19 protein-coding genes are annotated in these 18316 nt (G+C 69.5%); 9 read left to right on the top strand and 10 right to left on the bottom strand.

The features are described from left to right. Nucleotides 1-74 precede the first annotated feature (74 nt). The 3 genes from AC5YDA_RS04120 (at nt 75) to AC5YDA_RS04110 (ending at nt 2180) form a co-directional block, all read left to right on the top strand. The gene (locus tag AC5YDA_RS04120) at nt 75-332 is read left to right on the top strand and encodes a DUF6458 family protein (RefSeq protein WP_496188620.1); all 258 of its coding nucleotides are present in this window, start codon (nt 75-77) and stop codon (nt 330-332) included. Between the two features lie 83 nt (nt 333-415). Continuing rightward, nucleotides 416-919 carry a DUF2127 domain-containing protein gene (locus AC5YDA_RS04115; RefSeq protein ID WP_496188621.1) on the top strand — a complete coding sequence of 168 codons (504 nt, stop codon included), beginning with the start codon at nt 416-418 and terminating at the stop codon, nt 917-919. A 301-nt stretch (nt 920-1220) separates the two neighbouring features. Then, nucleotides 1221-2180 (top strand): peptidoglycan DD-metalloendopeptidase family protein, encoded by a 960-nt coding sequence (locus tag AC5YDA_RS04110; RefSeq protein WP_496188622.1) that lies wholly within the window; start codon nt 1221-1223, stop codon nt 2178-2180. Nucleotides 2181-2250: 70 nt separating this feature from the next. On the opposite strand, the gene lpdA is transcribed toward AC5YDA_RS04110, so the two are convergent. Next, nucleotides 2251-3648 (bottom strand): dihydrolipoyl dehydrogenase, encoded by a 1398-nt coding sequence (lpdA, locus tag AC5YDA_RS04105; protein WP_496188623.1) that lies wholly within the window; start codon nt 3646-3648, stop codon nt 2251-2253. Nucleotides 3649-3715: 67 nt separating this feature from the next. Here lpdA and AC5YDA_RS04100 point away from each other — a divergent pair, with 67 nt between their 5' ends. After that, nucleotides 3716-5239 (top strand): UDP-N-acetylglucosamine 1-carboxyvinyltransferase, encoded by a 1524-nt coding sequence (locus AC5YDA_RS04100; RefSeq protein ID WP_496188624.1) that lies wholly within the window; start codon nt 3716-3718, stop codon nt 5237-5239. Nucleotides 5240-5304: 65 nt separating this feature from the next. On the opposite strand, the gene AC5YDA_RS04095 is transcribed toward AC5YDA_RS04100, so the two are convergent. Beyond that, nucleotides 5305-5928, bottom strand: coding sequence for an alpha/beta hydrolase (locus AC5YDA_RS04095; protein ID WP_496188625.1), 624 nt, complete (start codon nt 5926-5928; stop codon nt 5305-5307). 48 nt (nt 5929-5976) lie between these two features. Continuing rightward, entirely contained in the window at nt 5977-6834 is an 858-nt protein-coding gene (gene pdxY, locus AC5YDA_RS04090; RefSeq protein ID WP_496188626.1) for a pyridoxal kinase PdxY, read from the bottom strand. Between the two features lie 127 nt (nt 6835-6961). On the opposite strand from pdxY, the gene AC5YDA_RS04085 reads away from it, so the two are divergent. From AC5YDA_RS04085 to AC5YDA_RS04075, 3 genes are all read left to right on the top strand, one after another. Beyond that, nucleotides 6962-7756, top strand: coding sequence for a glycerophosphodiester phosphodiesterase family protein (locus AC5YDA_RS04085; RefSeq protein WP_496188627.1), 795 nt, complete (start codon nt 6962-6964; stop codon nt 7754-7756). Next, nucleotides 7753-9099, top strand: a complete 1347-nt coding sequence (locus tag AC5YDA_RS04080; RefSeq protein WP_496188628.1) for an MFS transporter — start codon at nt 7753-7755, stop codon at nt 9097-9099. Before AC5YDA_RS04085 ends, AC5YDA_RS04080 begins: the two co-directional genes overlap by 4 nt. Nucleotides 9100-9171: 72 nt before the next feature. Continuing rightward, nucleotides 9172-9504: an RNA polymerase-binding protein RbpA gene (locus AC5YDA_RS04075; RefSeq protein WP_496188629.1), complete on the top strand. Its 333-nt coding sequence runs from the start codon at nt 9172-9174 to the stop codon at nt 9502-9504. A gap of 44 nt (nt 9505-9548) precedes the next feature. Here AC5YDA_RS04075 and AC5YDA_RS04070 read toward each other — a convergent pair whose 3' ends face one another. Genes AC5YDA_RS04070 through lnt form a run of 3 tightly spaced genes read right to left on the bottom strand, consistent with a single transcriptional unit; the run spans nt 9549 to nt 12516 of the window. Beyond that, entirely contained in the window at nt 9549-10064 is a 516-nt protein-coding gene (locus AC5YDA_RS04070; protein WP_496188630.1) for an FxsA family protein, read from the bottom strand. Continuing rightward, the gene (locus tag AC5YDA_RS04065; protein ID WP_496188631.1) at nt 10061-10927 is read right to left on the bottom strand and encodes a polyprenol monophosphomannose synthase; all 867 of its coding nucleotides are present in this window, start codon (nt 10925-10927) and stop codon (nt 10061-10063) included. The genes AC5YDA_RS04070 and AC5YDA_RS04065 overlap by 4 nt, the downstream gene beginning before the upstream one ends. Before the next feature lie 14 nt (nt 10928-10941). After that, nucleotides 10942-12516, bottom strand: a complete 1575-nt coding sequence (gene lnt, locus AC5YDA_RS04060) for an apolipoprotein N-acyltransferase (RefSeq protein ID WP_496188632.1) — start codon at nt 12514-12516, stop codon at nt 10942-10944. Nucleotides 12517-12546: 30 nt separating this feature from the next. Here lnt and AC5YDA_RS04055 point away from each other — a divergent pair, with 30 nt between their 5' ends. Continuing rightward, nucleotides 12547-13884: a dipeptidase gene (locus AC5YDA_RS04055; RefSeq protein ID WP_496188633.1), complete on the top strand. Its 1338-nt coding sequence runs from the start codon at nt 12547-12549 to the stop codon at nt 13882-13884. Between the two features lie 6 nt (nt 13885-13890). Here the strand turns inward: AC5YDA_RS04055 and AC5YDA_RS04050 are convergent, their stop codons facing one another. Continuing rightward, the gene (locus AC5YDA_RS04050) at nt 13891-14337 is read right to left on the bottom strand and encodes an Lrp/AsnC family transcriptional regulator (RefSeq protein WP_496192769.1); all 447 of its coding nucleotides are present in this window, start codon (nt 14335-14337) and stop codon (nt 13891-13893) included. Between the two features lie 19 nt (nt 14338-14356). Between AC5YDA_RS04050 and AC5YDA_RS04045 the strand changes: the two genes are divergently transcribed. After that, nucleotides 14357-15286 carry a 5'-3' exonuclease gene (locus AC5YDA_RS04045; RefSeq protein WP_496188635.1) on the top strand — a complete coding sequence of 310 codons (930 nt, stop codon included), beginning with the start codon at nt 14357-14359 and terminating at the stop codon, nt 15284-15286. Here AC5YDA_RS04045 and metW read toward each other — a convergent pair. From metW to AC5YDA_RS04030, 3 genes are read right to left on the bottom strand one after another with little or no spacing between them, the layout of a single operon-like run. Beyond that, complete coding sequence (gene metW, locus AC5YDA_RS04040; protein WP_496188636.1) at nt 15262-15873, bottom strand: methionine biosynthesis protein MetW; 612 nt, start codon at nt 15871-15873, stop codon at nt 15262-15264. The two genes, AC5YDA_RS04045 and metW, sit on opposite strands and share 25 nt — an antisense overlap. Beyond that, nucleotides 15870-17033 (bottom strand): homoserine O-acetyltransferase MetX, encoded by a 1164-nt coding sequence (metX, locus tag AC5YDA_RS04035; protein WP_496188637.1) that lies wholly within the window; start codon nt 17031-17033, stop codon nt 15870-15872. The genes metW and metX overlap by 4 nt, the downstream gene beginning before the upstream one ends. Then, nucleotides 17030-18313: an O-acetylhomoserine aminocarboxypropyltransferase/cysteine synthase family protein gene (locus AC5YDA_RS04030; protein ID WP_496188638.1), complete on the bottom strand. Its 1284-nt coding sequence runs from the start codon at nt 18311-18313 to the stop codon at nt 17030-17032. The genes metX and AC5YDA_RS04030 overlap by 4 nt, the downstream gene beginning before the upstream one ends. Nucleotides 18314-18316 lie beyond the last annotated feature (3 nt).

Below are 18316 nucleotides of genomic sequence, written 5' to 3'. Positions count from 1 at the left end.
TCTGCCCTTCGCGGCCTCACTAGCCTGAGGGCAAAAGGGGTCACCCGGATCCCTGGCCCGGAAGGACCAACATCATGCGAGTCGTCAATATCGGTGGACCAGTGGCCCTCGGCGTCGTCGGAGCCATTCTCTACCTTGCGATGTCGGACTTGATCAAGGGAGTGGACACCAAGATGATCGGCCTGATCCTCTTGGTCGCTGCGGCCATCTGGCTGGTCGTGGGCCTCATCGCCAACCGTCCGCGCTCGGCCGTCACCACCGAGCGCACCAACGTTCAGGGTGCGCAGGGCGCCGAGACCGTGGAGCGTGAGGTCCGCCACGACGAGATGTGAGTGCGCGGTATGGAGCGAGGGCCCCGGGGTTGCAGACCCGGGGCCCTCGCTCTGGTCCGGGGTCGCCCGGTAGCCTCGGCCCCGTGAGCACCGCCAACGGGGACGGGCTGTTGGACCGTACCTTCTTCGTCAGCCTGGTCCTGAAGGTGGCCGATGGACTCCTCGAGACGATCGGGGGAGCGCTGCTGCTCCTGGTCGCTCCGGACCAGATCCGCGCGGCCGTCCGAGCGGCCACCCGCGGCGAGCTCGCCGAGGACCCCGGCGACCTCATCGCGAACCTGCTCGTCCGCTACACCGCCGAACTGAACGTGGCGACCACGCAGTTCGGTGCGCTCTATCTCTTGGCGCACGGGTTGGTCAAGGTGGTGCTGGCCGGGGCTGTGCTGCGCGACAAGCTCTGGGCGTATCCCTGGCTGATCGCGTTCCTGGTCGCCTTCACGGGCTGGCAGGTGTACCTGCTCGCGATGAACGTGACCCTCGGGTTGCTGTTGCTCACCGGGTTCGACGTCTTCATCATCATCCTCACCGCGCGCGAGTACGCCCGGCACCGTGCCCTGCGGGCGGGGAGGGCACGCGACGAGGCCTGAGCCACGGAGGAGTGCGCGCCGGCTCCGAACGGTGGACCCCAGCAGCGTAATGTCATAATGTGCATTATCGGACAACCAGGGAGGGGCTGGTGGGGCCCGCCCCACGCGGTGGACGTCCGGCCGACCCCGGGACGGTCCCGGCCGCGACCCAGGCATCCCTCAGCCGCTGGTCGAGACTTGGCGACCGATCTGGCGGCTCGGCTTGAAAGCGCCGAGGGCACGACGAAACCATGCTGACAGGCCCGTTCACCCCGGCGGTCCCTTGCTGTCACCCGTCCGTCCACGAGGAGTGAGTTCCGCCGTGCGCCCTTATGCCCGCCTTCTCTCAGGCTTCCTGACCGCCATGCTGGCCGCCGTCGGCGTCCTCGTGATCGCGCCGACGGACGCCGCGGCCGCGGAGGCGCGCGTCATCTGCAACTACGACTGGGTCCGCGTCCGCTCGGCCGCCACCACATCCTCGCGTGAGCTCGGACGCCTCACCCGCGGCACCGCCGTCTCGGGTGAGCAGCAGGGCACCTGGTTCCGCCTCGTCGATGGCCGGTTCGTGGCCGCCTACTACACGTGCGCGGCCCCAGCCGCGGCCGCCGCCCCGTCGACCCGGGTGGCGGCACCGTCGGCCGGTGGGGCCACCTTCCAGGTCTGCCGGACCGCGTCCGTCCGGGTGCGCGAGCGCGCGACGACCCAGTCGGCCGAGCTCCGTCGGCTCGCCCAGGGCACGACCATGACCGGGGCGATGCAGGGAACCTGGCTGCGGCTCGGCGACGGCTCCGGTTACGTCGCCGGCTACTACGCGTGCCCCGACGCGGCGCCGGCCGTCCCGGTGCCGACGGCCTCCGCTCCCCTGCTCCAGCCCACGGGAACCCTCGGGAGCCCCACCAGCCCGTTCGGCACGCGCTTCCACCCCGTCCTCCGTGCGTGGAGGCTGCACAACGGCATCGACATCGGCAACCGCGCCGGCGAGCCGGTGTACGCCGCAGAGACGGGGATCGTGGGCACGGTGGCGTGGGATCCCTCCGCAGGCCTCCACCTCAAGATCGATCACGGCACCCTCGGCGACACACCCGCCGTCGGGACGGGCTACCTGCATCTGGAGTCGGTCGCAGTCGAGGTCGGCCAGCACGTCAACCGGGGCCAGCTCATCGGCCGCGTCGGGTCCACCGGCTTGTCGACCAAGCCGCACCTGCACTTCATCACGTACGAGTCCGGCCAGCCGGTCGACCCCGAGAAGTACCTCGGCCCCCTGGACTCGCTGCGAGCCTGACCCTCCACAGCGAAGGGGACGCCACGCCAAGCGGCGTGGCGTCCCCTTCGCTGTTGCGGGACGGCCGTGATCAGAAGTTGATCATGTGCCCGACGGAGCCCTCGACGGCCTCCTTGATCGCCTCGGACAGGGTCGGGTGCGCGTGAACGGCGCGGCCGACCTCGTGGGCGGTGAGGTCCCACTGCTGGGCGAGGACCAGCTCCGGCAGGAGCTCGGTCACGTCCGGCCCGATCATGTGCGCACCGAGGAACTCGCCGTGCTCGGCGTCCACCACGACCTTGACGAAGCCCGTGGCATCCCCCAGGCCCCAGGCCTTGCCGTTGGCCGAGAACGGGAACTTGCCGACCTTGACGTCGTAGCCCTTCTCCTTGGCCTGGGCCTCGGTGTAGCCGAACGAGGCGACCTGCGGCTGGCAGTAGGTGGCGCGCGGGATCATGACGTAGTCGAGCGGCATGGTCTCCACACCGGCGATGGTCTCCGCCGCGATGACGCCCTGGGCCTCGGCGGTGTGGGCCAGCATGAGCTTGCCGGTGCAGTCGCCGATGGCGTAGACGCCCTCGACGTTGGTGCGCATGTAGTCGTCGACGACGATCGCACCGCGGTCGGTGGCGACGCCGGTGTTCTCCAGGCCGTAGCCCTCCAGGCGCGCGGCGAAGCCCATGGCCTGCAGCATCTTGTCGGCCTCGAGCACCTTCGCCTCGCCGCCCTTGGCGGGCTCGACGGTGACGCGGACGCCGGAGCCGGTGTCCTCGACCTGCGTGACGGCGGTGCTCGTCAGCACCTTGATGCCGAGCTTCTTGTACGCCTTGGCGAGCTCTGCCGAGACGTCGGCGTCCTCGTTGGGGACCATGCGGTCGAGGTACTCCACGATGGTGACGTCGACCCCGTAGGAGTTCAGCACGTAGGCGAACTCGGTGCCGATCGCGCCGGAGCCGCCGATGATGATCGACTTGGGCAGGTTGTCGGCGAGGATCTGCTCCTTGTACGAGATGACGTTCTCGCTCCACTGGGTGCCACGCAGCAACTTGGTGGTGGCACCGACGCCGATGATCACGCTGTCGAAGGTGACCGTCTCGGTGGCACCCTCGTTGGTGGCGACCTCGATGGTCTTGGCGTCCTTGAACGTGCCCCAGCCGTGGATCTCCTGAATCTTGTTCTTCTTCATCAGGTAGTGGATGCCACCGACCATGCGCTCGGACACCTTGCGGGAGCGCGAGAACGCGACACCGTAGTCGAGCGAGATGTCGCCGCTGATACCGAAGGTCTTCGCCTCCTTCGTGACGATGTGCGCGAGTTCGGCGTTGCGCAGGAGCGACTTGGTGGGAATGCAGCCCACGTTCAGGCAGACTCCACCCCAGTACTCCTTCTCGATGATGGCAACCTTCTTGCCCAACTGAGCGGCGCGGATGGCGGCGACATACCCGCCGGGGCCGGCTCCGAGGACAACGACGTCGTAGTGAGAGCTCATGGCCGACACTCTATTACTGGCAACCGCCGTCGAGGGAAAGCGCCCGCCCGCGCTAGACTCGGCCGGCGTGACCCAGAACAGTTCCGAGAGCCTCGGCCGACTCATTCGAGACGCGCGCATGCAGCGCGGGTTGTCCCCCGAACAGGTGGCGACGGCGCTGGACATCGACACCGCGGACCTGCGTGCGATCGAGACGGGGGCGCGCGAGCTCGACCTGACGCGGTTGACCAGCATCGCCACGACCCTGCAGGACCCGTCACTCGCGCCGACGGCGCGGACGATGCACCTGCGCATCAAGGGCGGCACCCAGCTCGCCGGCAGCATCGACGTCCGCTCCTCCAAGAACGCCGCCGTGGCGCTGCTGTGTGCCTCGCTGCTCAACAAGGGCCGGACCGTTCTGGAGGGCATCGCGCAGATCGAGGAGGTCAACCGCATCCTCGAGGTGCTGTCCTCCATCGGCGTCCAGGTCACCTGGTCGGACGACAAGTCCAGGCTTGAGCTGATCCGCCCCGAGGTCCTCGACCTCTCCTCGATGGACATCGAGGCCGCGCGCCGGACGCGCTCGGTGATCATGTTCCTCGGCCCCCTCCTCCACCTGCTGCCCGAGTTCCAACTCCCCTACGCCGGCGGGTGCAACCTCGGCACCCGTACCGTCACCCCGCACCTCCAGGCCCTGCAGTACTTCGGCCTCGAGGTGACGGCCACCGACGGCTGGTACCACGCCAACGTCCGCGAGACCGAGGAGGGTGTCCGACACATCACCCTCACCGAACGCGGCGACACCGTCACCGAGAACGTCCTGATGGCCGCTGCCCTCTACCCGGGCACCACGGTCATCCGCAACGCCTCCCCCAACTACATGGTCCAGGACGTGTGCTTCTTCCTGGAGGCCCTCGGCGTCCGGATCGAGGGCATCGGCTCGACCACCCTGACCGTGACCGGGGTCGAGGAGATCGCCGCCGACGTGAGCGTCGCCCCCTCGGAGGACCCGATCGAGGCCATGAGCCTGATCACCGCCGCCGTGGTGACCAAGTCGGAGCTGACGATCCGCCGCGCGCCGATCGAGTTCCTCGAGATCGAGCTCGCGATCCTGGTGGACATGGGCCTGAAGGTCGAGCTGTCGCAGGAGTACGCCGCGGCCAACGGCAAGACCCGCCTGGTCGACATCACCGTCTACCCCAGCGAGTTGCACGCCGCGGTGGACAAGATCCACCCGATGCCCTTCCCGGGACTGAACATCGACAACCTGCCGTTCTTCGCCGTCATCGCGGCCGAGGCGGAAGGGCGGACGCTGATCCACGACTGGGTGTACGAGAACCGGGCGATCCACCTCCTGGAGCTCAACAAGCTGGGGGCCAACACGCAGCTGCTCGACCCCCACCGCCTCGTGGTGAACGGTCCGACCCGCTGGCGCAGTCAGGAGCTCGTCTGCCCGCCGGCACTCCGTCCGGCCGTCTGCCTGTTGCTCGCCTCGATGGCCGCCCGGGGCATCACGATCCTGCGGGACGTGTACGTCATCAACCGCGGCTACGAGGACCTCGCCAACCGCCTCAACCGGCTCGGTGCCGACATCCAGGTCTTCTTCGACTGATTCCGACTCGACGGGGACCCCTCAGCTCACGCGAGCCGAGGGGTTCCTTCGTCTGCGGCGGTCACTCAATCCCGGGTCACGAATCGGACCACGTCGCCCAGCAGTTGGGCATTGATGCCGTGGCCCATCCCGGGGTAGGTGTGCTCCGCGAAGTCCGCACCCGACTCCTCGCGGAGCCACTGCAGCGAGCGCGCGATCAGGGGCGCCGGGATGACCGCGTCGGCCGGATCGTGGCCGTAGAACACGTGTCGTCCCGCCAGGCGTCCGGCGGACGTGTCGAAGCCGGCATCCCAAGGCAGGGTGCCCGACAGCAGGACGGACCCGGCGAACCGGTCCGGCTCGGTCAGGAGCAGTCCGCCAGCCATCGCCGTCCCCCCGGAGAACCCCAGCAGGTGCACGGACGAGAAGTCGCCGGCCACGTGGTCCAGCCAGCCGAACACCTCGGCGGCGGACTGCTTGATGGACGCCTCCACCGGTCGCCCGATGCCACGGTTCTCGAACCACGTGTAGGCGCCGCCGCCCAGTGGGACGGGGCCGCGCACGGCCGCCATCGTCACCCCATCACCGAAGTAGGGCGCGAGGGGGGCCATCGACTGTTCGTCGGCACCCCGTCCGTGGAGGGCCACCACCAGGCGTGTCCCTGCTCGCTCATCCTCCGGCCTGGACCATGACACGGTCAGTTCACTCATGGGAACCATCCTACATGGTAGTTGAAACGTCAAGTGATCCGGTGCTCGTCAGCGCATCCGGATGACGTCGAAGTGGTGACGCGGGGCGACCAGGTCGTCCTGCGCCGCCACCAGGGCCAGCTCGCGCCGGTCGAGTTGAGTGGTCCGCTCCAGCACCGAATAGACGACGTCGGCGGTGCGACCCACGGCATCGGAAACGGAGCCGGACTCGAACAGCGCCGCCAGGAAAATGGACGTGGTCAGGTCGCCCGAGCCGGTGAAGGTGCGGCCCAGCAGCGGCGTGGTCACCGACCAGGCACCCTCGCTGTTGACCGCGACCATGGTCACGGTGTCGGGCGCGGCCTCCTCGGTGACGACGGACGTCACGAGGACGACCTCCGGGCCGACCTCACGCAGGTCATGGGCCGCCTCGATCACCTCGTCGACCGTCTTGGTCGCATCGCGGCCGGTCAGGAAGTTCAGCTCGTAGTGGTTCGGGGTGAGGATGTCCGCCACGGCCACGACGTTGTCGCGCACGAACTCGGGGATACCCGGCAGCACGTACATGCCACGGCCGACATCGCCCATCACCGGGTCGCAGCAGTAGACGGCGCGCGGGCTGCGCTGCTTCACCAGGTCGACCATCTTGAGGATCTCCGCGCCCATCGCCGGGGCCCCTTGGTACCCGGTGAGCACGGCGTCCACCGCCGGCAGCACGCCGAGGGTGTCGATGCCCACCACCACGTCGTGTACGTCCTCGGGGCGCAGCAGCGGCCCCTTCCACTGCGGGTAGGACGTGTTGTTGCTGAAGTGGACGGTCAGGACCGGCCAGACCTCGAAGCCCATGCGCATGAGCGGGAACGTGGCGGCACTGTTCCCCACATGCCCGTAGGCGACGGAGGACTGGATGGAGAGAATCGTGGTCACGGGGGTCCATTGTGCACCCCCGGCGCCCGGCTCTGCGCGGGGCCTGCGCGCTGGGGTGCGGGTGCAGGAGTGAGTGTCGCCGCCGACGTTCACGCACGCGACACCTGAGGTGCCTAAGGTGATCAGCATGCGGGAGAGACGGGCTGCGGTCTACGAGTACTTCACGTCGCCGTTCATCGCCATGGCCCACCGCGGCGGCTTCACCGAGACCACACCAGCGGCGGTCGAGAACAGCCTGCGCGGGTTCCGGGCGGCTTGGGACCTCGGCTTCACGCACCTGGAGACGGACGTCCACGTGACGTCCGACGGGACACTGGTCGCCTTCCACGACGACGTCCTCGACCGCGTCACGGACGCCGGGGGCCGCATCGCCGACCTGCCGTGGGCGGAGGTCCGCCGGGCCCGAATCGGCGGCTCCGAGCCGATCCCCACGCTGGACGAGCTCCTGGACAGCCTGCCCTTGGCACGCTTCAACATCGACATCAAGGCGCCGGGTGCGATCGAGCCGCTGGTGGACACCCTTGACCGCCACGCCGCCCACGCGCGCGTGTGCGTCGGGAGCTTCCGCACGGCCAGCCTCACGCGTTTCCGGACCCTCACCGGTGGCAGGGTCGCCACGTCCGCCTCCCCCGTCGAGGTGGGCGTCTTCTCGCTGCTCCCGGGCGTCCGGGACCTCTTCCCGCTGGGTGGGCAGGCGTTCCAGATGCCGACGAACGAGCCGCGGACCGGCGTCCGACTCCTCACGCGCGGGATGATCGAGGCCGCCCACCGCCGGGGCGCCGTCGTCCACGTGTGGACGATCAACGAACGCCCCGAGATGGAGCGCCTCATCGACCTCGGCGTCGACGGCCTCGTCTCCGACGACCTCGCCACGCTCAAGGCCGTCCTGGTCGAGCGCGACCTCTGGGAAGGACACGCATGACCGACAACACCGCGCTCCCCGCGGAGGGCTCCGCGCTCGAGGACAACCCACCCAGCAGCCGCCGCAAGGTCTGGGGTTGGGCGATGTGGGACTGGGGCACGCAACCCCTCAACACGGTCATCATCACGTTCGTGTTCAGCGTCTACATCACCGGCAAGGCGTTCGGCCCCCAGAACGAGACCGCCTCGGCGCTGGCGCTGTCGACCGGCCTGGCCGGTCTGGTGGTCGCGCTGATCGCCCCCGTGCTGGGCCAGCGGTCCGACCGGACCGGCCGCACCGTCCGCAACCTGAAGTGGCAGACGTGGCTCATCGCCGCCCTGGCCGCGTCGCTCTTCTTCGTCCGTCCCGACCCGGCGTTCCTGTGGCTGGGCCTGGGCATCCTGGCCGTGGCGTCCATCATCGGCGAGATCGCCAACGTGAACTACTACTCCCTCATCGACGAGGTCTCCACCAAGGACAATGTCGGCCGGATCTCCGGCTTCGGCTGGGGGCTGGGCTACCTCGGAGGCATCGTGGCCCTGCTGGTGCTCTACTTCGGGTTCATCTCCCCCGAGGTCGGCCTGTTCGGCGTGACGAACACGGACGCGCTGGACATCCGCGCCTCGATGATCGTCTGCGGCGTCTGGATCCTGCTCTTCACGATCCCCACCTTTGTGACCCTGAAGGACCCACCGCGCGCCGAGGAGCCCGTCAAGGTCGGCATCGTCGCGTCCTACCGCCTGCTCGGCCACTCGATCGCCAGGCTGTGGCGCTCCAGCCCACACACGGTGTTCTTCCTGGCGGCCTCGGCCCTGTTCCGCGACGGCCTCTCCGGCGTGTTCGCCTTCGGGGCCGTCCTGGCCGCGCTCACGTTCGGCTTCGCGCCGGGCGACGTGATCATCTTCGGTGCCGTCGCCAACATCATCGCGGGAATCTCGACCATGCTGTTCGGGCTCCTGGACGACAGGATCGGCCCCAAGAAGGTCATCCTGATCTCGCTGGTGGCGCTGGTCGTGCTCGGCCTGGGCATCTTCTTCCTCCACGACCAGGGAAAGATCGTGTTCTGGACCCTCGGCATGGGCATGACGGCCTTCGTCGGTCCCGCCCAGTCGGCGTCCCGCTCGTTCCTGGCGCGGCTCATCCCCGAGGGCAAGGCGGGTGAGATCTTCGGGCTGTACGCCACCACCGGACGCGCGATCTCGTTCCTCTCCCCTGCCGCGTTCGGCGTCGCGGTGACCCTCGGCGCCACCGTCACCGGTGAGCAGAACACCGCCTACTGGGGGATCCTCGGCATCGTGCTGATCCTGCTCGCCGGCCTGATCGTGCTCATCCCGGTCCGGGAGCACGGCCACAGCTTCGCCTGAGATTCCCCCCGTCCGCCGCTGGGGGAACATTGACCACCCCGGTAGCGTTGGGCTCGATGAAGGGAGGACGCCATGGCAGACAAGGCACTCAGGGGTCAGGGCCTGGGCTCGAAGAGCCTCGCCGATCCCGCAGGAGTTGAACTGGCCCCGCGCCAGCAGACCGGATTCGACTGCCCCCACGGGCACCACTTCTCCATTCCGTTCGCCGCCGAGGCCGAGCTCCCCACCGAGTGGGAGTGTCCCAAGTGCGGCCAGATGGCACGGCGTTCGGACGGTGTCGAGCCGGAGCCCAAGGAGGTCAAGCCCGCGCGCACCCACTGGGACATGCTGCGTGAGCGCCGCTCCATCGAGGAGTTGGAGGACATCCTGGCCGAGCGGCTCGAGGAGATCCGCAAGGAACCCTGATCGACCACACGGTCCTCGGGGAGGGAGACCCTCGCCGGAGGCGGCTACTCCTCGATCGCCCCACGGATCACCGTGGGGTCACCGGGGCGTGGCCCGCTCCCGGGCGCCTTCCCGGGGTCGACCGTCTCGCCGGGGACGACCGTGTCGGGGCGCAACATCGTGTCCACCAGGTCGGCGCGGTCGCGATGACGCTGCGTCGCGGCGCTGAGCACGGCTTGGACGCCTCGGCGCGCCAGCGGACGCGTCACGGGGACGAGGCAGATGATGCCGAGGACGTCGGTCACGAAGCCCGGGAGCATCAGCAGCAGGCCACCCACCAGGACGAGGGCGGCGTCCGAGATCGTGCGGCCCACAGCAGCCGGGTCGGTCCGTGCCTCGCGCAGGGATGCCCACGCCCGACTGCCCTCGCGGCGCAGCAGGAATCCGCCGACCGCGGCCAGCGCGAGCAGCACGAGGAGCGTCCAGCCGATGCCGATCTCGCCCGCCACCCACACCAAGAGGGCGATCTCGGCGATCGCGAGGACACCGAGGCCGACCAGCACCCAGGCAGCCTTCCTCATCTGTTGCTCCCCCCGCGCCGGCGGGCGTCACGCGCGGCGTCGCCGGCCGCTCGGGAAACCGCTCCCACGAAGCGTCCGGCGTTCCGGCCGAGGTCGTGCGCACGCCCGAGTCCGCGGCGCACCGCGTCGCTGACCTGGCCGCCCCGATGCTTCAGGCCCAGCTCGGTCGTGCGGATCATCGCCTCCTTGACGACGGTGCCGCTCATCTTCGACTCCCCCGCGGTCCGCTCGATGAACTCGATCGGGACCTCCTTGATGCGGAAGCCGCGCTTGTACGCGTTCCACGTCAGGTCGCGCTGGATGCCGTAGCCCTGCCCGTCGATCGGGTCGTCCAGGATCGCCCGCAGGGTGTCGGCCCTGAAGGCATTGAGGCCGCCGGTGATGTCCTTGACCGGCAGGCCGAGCATGAGCCGGGTGTAGAGCGAGCCGCCGCGGCTGAGCAACTCGCGGCTCAGCGGCCAGTTGACGACCGAGCCGCCGGGCACCCAGCGCGAGCCCTTGACCATGTCCGCCTCGCGCAGGCCGGCCAGGACCCGCGGGAGTTGCTCGGGCTGGTGGGAGCCGTCTGCATCGAACTCGACGATGACGTCGTGGTCGCGCTCGAGCCCCCAGGCGAAGCCGGCCTTGTAGGCGGCGCCCAGGCCCTCCTTGCCGACACGGTGCAGTACGTGGACGTGGTCGTCCTCGGCGGCCAACTCGTCGGCGCGGCGTCCGGTGCCATCGGGAGAGTTGTCGTCCACGATCAGGATGTGGGCCTCGGGCACGGAGGCACGGAGACGTCCGGTGATCATGTCGACGTTCTCGATCTCGTTGTACGTCGGGATGATGACCAGGATCGACCCGAGATCGGCGTACTGCGGCATGTGCTTCAAGCTCCTCACTGGCCGGCTGTGACCGGCACACCCTCCAGTCTCCCACTTCGGCGATGACGTTTCCGGGCGACGAGCCCGAGGCAGACCCCGATCAGTCCCTGAACGGCGAGGACGTACTCCACCCACCGGGACAGGGTCATGGCGGGGGTGGTGGTCGTCCGCAGCGGCAGGGTGTGGACGCCGTGGGCCCCCACCGAGTCGGGCGCCCTTTCCAGCACCTCGCCGCGCTGCCCGATCAGGCCGGAGATGCCGGATGTCGTCACGACCAGGATCTCCCGGCGCGTCTCGGCGGCCCGGACGCGGGTTGCCGCGAACTGCTGGTCGATCTGGATCGTGCCCTGGTACATCGCATTGCTGGACTGGACGATCATGAGTTCCGCCCGGCGCGCCGCCTCGAACACGGTCTCGGGATAGATCACCTCGTAGCAGATGGCCACCCCGACCTGGATGCGGCGACCGTCGGGCAGGGTCGCCGCGAAGGCGCCGGGCGTGGTGCCGGGCACGGACTGGTAGCCGACGTACTCCAGTTGCGGGATCAGGGGCAGGAAGAAGTCACGGAACGGGATCCACTCACCGAAGGGCACGAGGTTGCGCTTGGCATAGACGAGTGCCGGGCTGAAGGCGTCGCCCCACCACACTGCGACGGTCTGGCGCTCCTCACGGGCATCGTCGGTGTGGATGGAGCCGACGAGGATCGGTACGCCGGCGTCCCGGACCGCGCTCTCGACGGCGAAGCGGGTGGGAGCGTCCTGGCGGGGGTCCATGTCGGTGGAGTTCTCGGGCCAGGCGATGAAGTCGGGTCGAGGCCACGTGCCGGACCTGACCTCGTCCATGAGAAGAGCGGTCTGGTCGCGGGAGTTGAAGGTCACGGTTCGGGCCGGGCCCAGGCCGTAGACGCCACCCCCGGGGGCGCCGGGCTGCACCCAGCCGACCTCGACACTCCCCTCGCCCCGAGCCGCCGGCAGCCAAGCGGCACCGGCCAGACCGACCGCCACGGTGGCGACGGCCGCGGTGAGGAGCGCAGCGGCCCGGGCCACGCCGGGCCCGGCCAGGACGTGCGCCAGGAGGTGGCCCAGCAGGGCGACCAGGAACGTCACCGACGCCGCGCCGGTGAGCGGGTAGAAGCCGGCCAGCCAGGAGTCGAGTTGGGTGTAGCCGAGGCGCATCCAGGCGAACCCGTCGAAGGGGAGGACCGAGGTGCCCCACTCCATGAGGGTCCACGCTCCCGCGCCCCACAGGGGGTACCAGCGGTGCTTCGACGCCACCTGGAGGGCGCCCCCCAGCGCGGCGTAGAAAAGGCTCATGACCGTCGACAGGCCCGCGTAGGACAGCACCATGATCGAGGTCTGCCAGATGAGCGAGGTGAACATGAAGGTCAGGCCGAACACCCAGCCCACCGCGACCCCCCCGCGGACGTCGCCGGCCCGGGACGCCGCCCACGCGAGCAGTGCCACGGAGACGAAGGCGAGCGGCCAGGCGTTGAACGGCATGAATGAGGCGGACGCCAGGAGGCCACCGATGCCGGCGACGGGGGCGAGGACCCACCAGGGGAACCCGGGATGGATGGCGCGCGACGTCACTCGCCAACCCTACCGGGCTAGTGTTCTCGCATGACCGACCTGCGTGACCGCGTGAAGTCCCTGATCCCCGGTGTCCTGGCGGACCTGGCCCACCTGGTGGCGATCCCGTCGGTGAGTTCGCTCCCGGCCCACCACAGCGACGTGCAGCGCACGGCCGAGGCGGTCGCCCGGTTCGCACGTGACCTGGGCTGCCCGGACGTCCGGATCGTCGCCGAGGGCGGGCAGCCCGCGGTCATCGCGCGGTTCCCCGCGCCCGAGGGCGCACCGACGCTCTGCCTCTACGCCCACCACGACGTGCAGCCCACCGGCGACCGCGCCCTGTGGACGTCCGACCCCTTCACCGTCACCGAGCGCGACGGGCGCCTCTACGCCCGCGGCGTCGTCGACGACAAGGCCGGCATCGCCGTGCACCTCGCCGCGCTGCGCGCCTTCGACGGCAAGCCGCCGGTCGGGGTGACCCTGTTCATCGAGGGCGAGGAGGAGGTCGGGTCCCCGTCGCTGGCCACCGTCATGGAGCGGCACTCCGACCTGCTGGCCGCCGACGTCTACGTCATCTGCGACTCCGCCAACTGGGAGGTCGGGACGCCGGCGTTCACCACCGCATTGCGTGGCCTGGCCGACGTGGTGGTCCAGGTGGACACCCTCGACCACGCCCTGCACTCGGGACAGTACGGCGGCGTCGCCCCCGATGCCCTGACGACGCTCGTCCGTATGCTGGCCACCCTGCACGACGCGGACGGCAACGTCGCGATCGAGGGGCTCGTCTCGGAGGAGCCCTTCGCCCTCGAGTACCCCGAGGACCGGCTGCGGGAGGAGACGGGCCTGCTGGAAGGCGTCCGCTTCACCGGCACCGGGCCCGCCGCCGACCGCATGTGGGGCCGGCCGTCGGTGACGATCCTCGCCATCGACTGCACCCGCGTCGCCGACGCCTCGAACACGTTGGCCCCCACCGCGCGGGCCAAGGTGAGCATGCGCCTTGCCCCGAGCCAGGACGCCGATGCCGCCCTCGCGGCCCTCGAGCAGCACCTGCGCGACCATGCCCCGGACGGCGCGCGGGTCACCTTCGGACACTCCGAGGCGGCCGACGGCTCGCTCGTCACCCTGTCGGGGAAGGTCGCCGCGGCTGCGCGGATCGCCTACTCCGAGGCCTTCGGGACCGGCGTGGTCGAGGTGGGCCAAGGTGGTTCGATCCCACTGGTGGGGGCTTTCCAGAAGGCGTTCCCCGAAGCCGCCGTGCTCGTCACCGGCGTGGTGGATCCCGACTCACGCATGCACGGCATCGACGAGTCCTTCGACCTGTCCGACTTCACCAGCGCGTGCATCGCGGAGGCGGACCTGCTGCGGCGGCTGGGCGACGCGCCCCGGTGATGCGCGTCAGACCAGGGGACGGTCGGCGAACGGAACGCTGAGCACCAACTGGGTCTCGGTGCTCGCGTGGCCCCGCGTGCGGATCTCGGAGAGCACCCGCTCGAGGTCGGAGGGCGTCTCGACCTGGGCGATCACCACGTAGGAGGCCCGCCCCGCCACCGAGTAGCAGGAGGTGACCTCGGGGAGATCCGACAGCCGTTGGGGCAACTCCGCATCCTTGAGGGGGTCACTGGTGGTGACGGAGATGAACGCCGTCAACAACTTGCCGAGGGCGGCCGGGTCGATGACGGCCTTGTAGCCGGTGATCACCCCGCGCTGCTCCAGACGACGCACCCGCTGCTGCGCGGCGGACGTCGACAACCCGGTGGCCTTGCCGATGTCGGTGTAGGACATGCGCCCGTCCCGCGCCAGCAGGGCGAGGATGTGGGTGTCGAGGTCTTCCATGGCGACCATGCTGACACACTGGTGACCCATGGAAGCCCGGAGAACGCTCCTTGTCGATTCTGCGTCCTTGTACTTCCGGGCCTTCTTCGGCCTCCCCGACTCGATGCGGTCGAGGTCCGGGGATCCCGTCAACGCCGTGAAGGGACTCCTCGACTTCCTGGCCAGGTTCATCACCGACTACTCCCCCACCCACGTCGCCTGCTGCTGGGACGACGCTTGGCGCCCCGCGTGGCGGGTGGCGCTGGTGCCCAGCTACAAGGCGCACCGGGTCGTCCGGGCGGACCCGAACGGGGGTTGGGTCGAGGAGGTGCCCCCGGCGCTGACGCACCAGGTCCCGTGGATCCGCGCGACGCTCGAGGCCCTGGGGCTCCCGATCGTCGGCTCCGCCGACCATGAGGCCGACGACGTGATCGCCACCCTCGCCACACGGTCGCCATGGCCCGTCGACGTGGTCACCGGCGACCGGGACCTGTTCCAACTCGTGGACGACGCGCGGGGCGTCCGGGTGCTGTACGTCGGGCGCGGCATGGCGAGGCACGACCGCATCGACGACGCCTGGCTGCAGGCGAAGTACGGCATCACCGGAGCCGGCTACGTCGACTTCGCGGTCCTGCGCGGCGATCCGTCCGACGGCCTCCCCGGCGTGAAGGGCATCGGCGAGAAGACCGCCGCGACGCTGATCGGCAAGTACGGCGACCTGGACGGGATCGTCGCCGCCGCTGCGAACCTCTCCCCCGGCGTCCAGCGGTCGCTCGCGGCGTCGCTGGACTACCTCGGCCCCGCCCGCGAGGTCGTGGCGGCGGCGCGAACGCTGTCGCTCCCGGACGTCGACCTCACGCTTCCCGCCGAACCGAGGGATCCCGACCTCTTCGCCGCCCTGGCCGAGGAACTCAACCTCGGCGGCAGCGCCGACCGGATCGTCGCGGCGATGGCTCAGCGCGCGGGACGCAGCACGTAGACAGCGGCCCCCGCCAGCAGGTTCGGCAGCTTGCCGTACATGCGCAGACGGCGTCCGGTCTGGGAGTACGTGTAGCGGCGCTCGACCACCAGGGCGAGCTTGTCGAAGAGGTCCTCCAGGTCGGCCAGCGTGGTGAAGCGGAGGTTGGGGGTGTCGTACCACTCGTACGGCAGTTCCTTGCTGACCGGCATGCGTCCGCCGAGGAGGCGGAGACGGTTGGGCAGGTAGCCGAAGTTCGGCACCGAGACGACCATCCGCTCCGCGACGCGTCCCATCTGGGACAGGACGAACTCCGGCCGCAGCATCGTCTGGAGGGTCCGGGACAGGACGACGACGTCGTAGCTGCCATCCTCGATGTCGACCAGGGCCTCGTCGACGTCGCGCTCCAGCACCGGGACGCCGCTCCGGATCGCGGCCAGCACCTGGTCCGGGTCGATCTCGATGCCGGTCGCCGCGCAGCCCTTGGTGGCCATCAGGTGGGCCAGCAGGGTTCCGGAACCACACCCGATGTCGAGCACCCTCGAACCCGGCTTCACCTGGCCGGCAATGAGTTCGAGGTCGAGACGGAGTCCGTCCGGGCGGATCATGCGTCCTCCAGCGCTCGGTCGAAGTAGGCCCGCAACGTGGCGTGGTAGCTCGCGTCCGCGAGCAGGAAGGAGTCGTGTCCGTACGCGGACTTCAGCTCACGGAACGTCACCGGCAACCGGTTGGATTCCAGGTGCCGGACGATGCGCAACGAGTGCTCGGTCGAGAAGCGCCAGTCGGTGTCGAACGACAACACGAGGAACTTCACCGGGTCCTCGCGGACGCGGTCGAAGGCCTGCGGGTCCGCGAAGGGATCGAAGTAGTCCATGACCCGCGTGAGGTACAGGTAGCTCAGCGCGTCGAACCGCTCGAGGAACGTGGTGCCCTGGTGGTCGAGGTAGCTCTCCACGGCGAAGTCGATGCCGAAGCCGCGCCGTGAGGTCTCGAACTGGGGGTCCCGGCCGAACTTCTCGGTGAAGGCGTCCTCGGACAAGTAGGTGATGTGGGCCATCATCCGCGCGATGGAGAGGCCCACGGCCGGCATGGTGCCCTCCGCCGCGTACTGGCCGTTCTTGAACTGGCGGTCGGCCATGATCGCCCGGCGGGCAACAGCCGAGAAGGCGATGTTCTGCGCGGTCAGGCGGCTCGAGGACGCCACCACCAGCGCGTGCTGCAGGTCACCCGGGAAGGCGAGTGACCAGTGCAGCGCCTGCATCCCGCCCAGCGACCCGCCCAGCACGGCGAGCAGCCGGTCGATGCCGAGGTGGGCGACCAGGGCCCGGTGCACGGTGACGAAGTCGGCGACCTCGAGCAACGGGAAGTCGAGCCCGTACGCCTCCCCGGTCTCGGGATTGGTGCTGGACGGCCCGGTGGTGCCCTGGCAGCCGCCGATCAGGTTCGCGGAGATGACGAAGAAGCGGTCGGTGTCCAGCGGCTTGCCGGGCCCGATCAGGTTGTCCCACCAGCCGGGACGCTGGGCCCCCTCGTGGAAACCGGCGGCGTGGGCATCACCGGTCAGGGCATGACAGATGAAGACCGCGTTGCTGCGGTCCGCATTCAGGGTGCCGTAGGTCTCGTAGGCGACATCGACCGGGCCGAGCGTGGCTCCACCGGCCAATTCGAGCGGCTCGGCGTCCGTGAACAGCCGGACGATCGACGTCTCGACGACACCGACCGATCCGGGCTGCTCGGAAAAGCCCCCTGAGCCTGATGGAGGGGTCACGCAGAGAGCGCCTTGTCAAGGTCCGCGATGATGTCGTCGACGTTCTCGATGCCGATCGAGAGTCGGACACCCTCCGGCGCCACACCGGCGTCCACGAGCTCGGACTCGGAGAGCTGGCTGTGCGTCGTGGTCGCGTTGTGGATCGCGAGGCTCTTGGCGTCCCCGATGTTGGCCAGGTGGCTGAAGAGCTCCAGGGACTCGATGAAGCGCGAGCCGCCCTCACGGCCCGTCTTCAGGCCGAAGGACACCAGGCCGCCGAAGCCACGACCGTCCAGCACGCGGGTCGCCGTCTCGTGGTACGGGTCGGAATCCAGCCCCGGGTAGCGCACCCAGGCGACGCGGTCGTCCGCCTCGAGGAACTGCGCGACCTTGAGTGCGTTCTCACTGTGGCGCTCCATGCGCAGGTGGAGGGTCTCCATGCCCAGGAGGGTCTGGAAGGCGTTGAACGGCGAGATGGCCGCACCCGTGTTGCGCAGCAGCACCGTGCGCGCACGGATGATGAAGGCGGCGGGCCCGGCGGCCTCGGTCCAGATGACGCCGTGATAGGCGCCGTCCGGCGAGGTCAGGTTCGGGAAGCGGTCGGGGTGGGCTGCCCAGTCGAACCTGCCGGAGTCGACGATGACGCCGCCCATCGAGGTGCCGTTGCCGGTCAGGTACTTCGTGGTGGAGTGGACGGCGATGTCGGCACCGTGCTCGAACACGCGACACAGGTACGGCGTCGCGGCGGTGTTGTCGATGATGAGCGGCAATCCCTGCGCGTGGGCCGCCTCGGACCAAGCCTGGATGTCGAGGACGTTGAGCGCCGGGTTGCCGAGGCTCTCCCCGAAGACGAGCTTCGTCCGGTCATCGACCACAGCGGCGAGGGCGGAGGGGTCGTCGGGGTCCACGAAGCGGGTCTCGACGCCGAACTGCGGCAGCGTGTGGGCGAACAGCGCGTAGGTTCCGCCGTACAGCTTGGAGCTCGCGACGATGTTGTCGCCGGCGCCGGCCAGCGTCAGCACCGCGTAGGTGATCGCCGCCGCACCGGATGCCGTGGCGAGCGAGGCCAGACCACCCTCGAGCGCGGTGATCCGCTCCTCCAGGACGTTCTGGGTCGGGTTCATGATGCGCGTGTAGATGTTGCCCGACCTGCGCAGGGCAAAGAGGTCCGCGGCGTGCTGCGTGTCATCGAAGACGTAGCTGGTCGTCTGGTAGATCGGGACGGCGCGGGCGTTGGTGGCCGAGTCAGCCTGCTCCTGTCCGGCGTGGACGGCGAGAGTCTCGATGCGGCGATCGCTCATGGG

Source organism: Propioniciclava sp. LT294 (genome assembly GCF_059516005.1).
This window is presented reverse-complemented; position numbering and strand designations above follow the sequence as displayed.

Bases quoted from the DNA above. Each gene is read 5' to 3' on its own strand.
- AC5YDA_RS04075 (WP_496188629.1), top strand. From the start codon at position 9,172: ATGGCAGACAAGGCACTCAGGGGTCAGGGCCTGGGCTCGAAGAGCCTC.
- AC5YDA_RS04080 (WP_496188628.1), top strand. From the start codon at position 7,753: ATGACCGACAACACCGCGCTCCCCGCGGAGGGCTCCGCGCTCGAGGAC.
- AC5YDA_RS04070 (WP_496188630.1), bottom strand. From the start codon at position 10,064: ATGAGGAAGGCTGCCTGGGTGCTGGTCGGCCTCGGTGTCCTCGCGATC.
- AC5YDA_RS04030 (WP_496188638.1), bottom strand. From the start codon at position 18,313: ATGAGCGATCGCCGCATCGAGACTCTCGCCGTCCACGCCGGACAGGAG.
- AC5YDA_RS04050 (WP_496192769.1), bottom strand. From the start codon at position 14,337: ATGGTCGCCATGGAAGACCTCGACACCCACATCCTCGCCCTGCTGGCG.
- lpdA (WP_496188623.1), bottom strand. From the start codon at position 3,648: ATGAGCTCTCACTACGACGTCGTTGTCCTCGGAGCCGGCCCCGGCGGG.
- AC5YDA_RS04120 (WP_496188620.1), top strand. From the start codon at position 75: ATGCGAGTCGTCAATATCGGTGGACCAGTGGCCCTCGGCGTCGTCGGA.
- AC5YDA_RS04055 (WP_496188633.1), top strand. From the start codon at position 12,547: ATGACCGACCTGCGTGACCGCGTGAAGTCCCTGATCCCCGGTGTCCTG.
- metW (WP_496188636.1), bottom strand. From the start codon at position 15,873: ATGATCCGCCCGGACGGACTCCGTCTCGACCTCGAACTCATTGCCGGC.
- AC5YDA_RS04045 (WP_496188635.1), top strand. From the start codon at position 14,357: ATGGAAGCCCGGAGAACGCTCCTTGTCGATTCTGCGTCCTTGTACTTC.
- AC5YDA_RS04095 (WP_496188625.1), bottom strand. From the start codon at position 5,928: ATGAGTGAACTGACCGTGTCATGGTCCAGGCCGGAGGATGAGCGAGCA.
- AC5YDA_RS04065 (WP_496188631.1), bottom strand. From the start codon at position 10,927: ATGCCGCAGTACGCCGATCTCGGGTCGATCCTGGTCATCATCCCGACG.
- AC5YDA_RS04085 (WP_496188627.1), top strand. From the start codon at position 6,962: ATGCGGGAGAGACGGGCTGCGGTCTACGAGTACTTCACGTCGCCGTTC.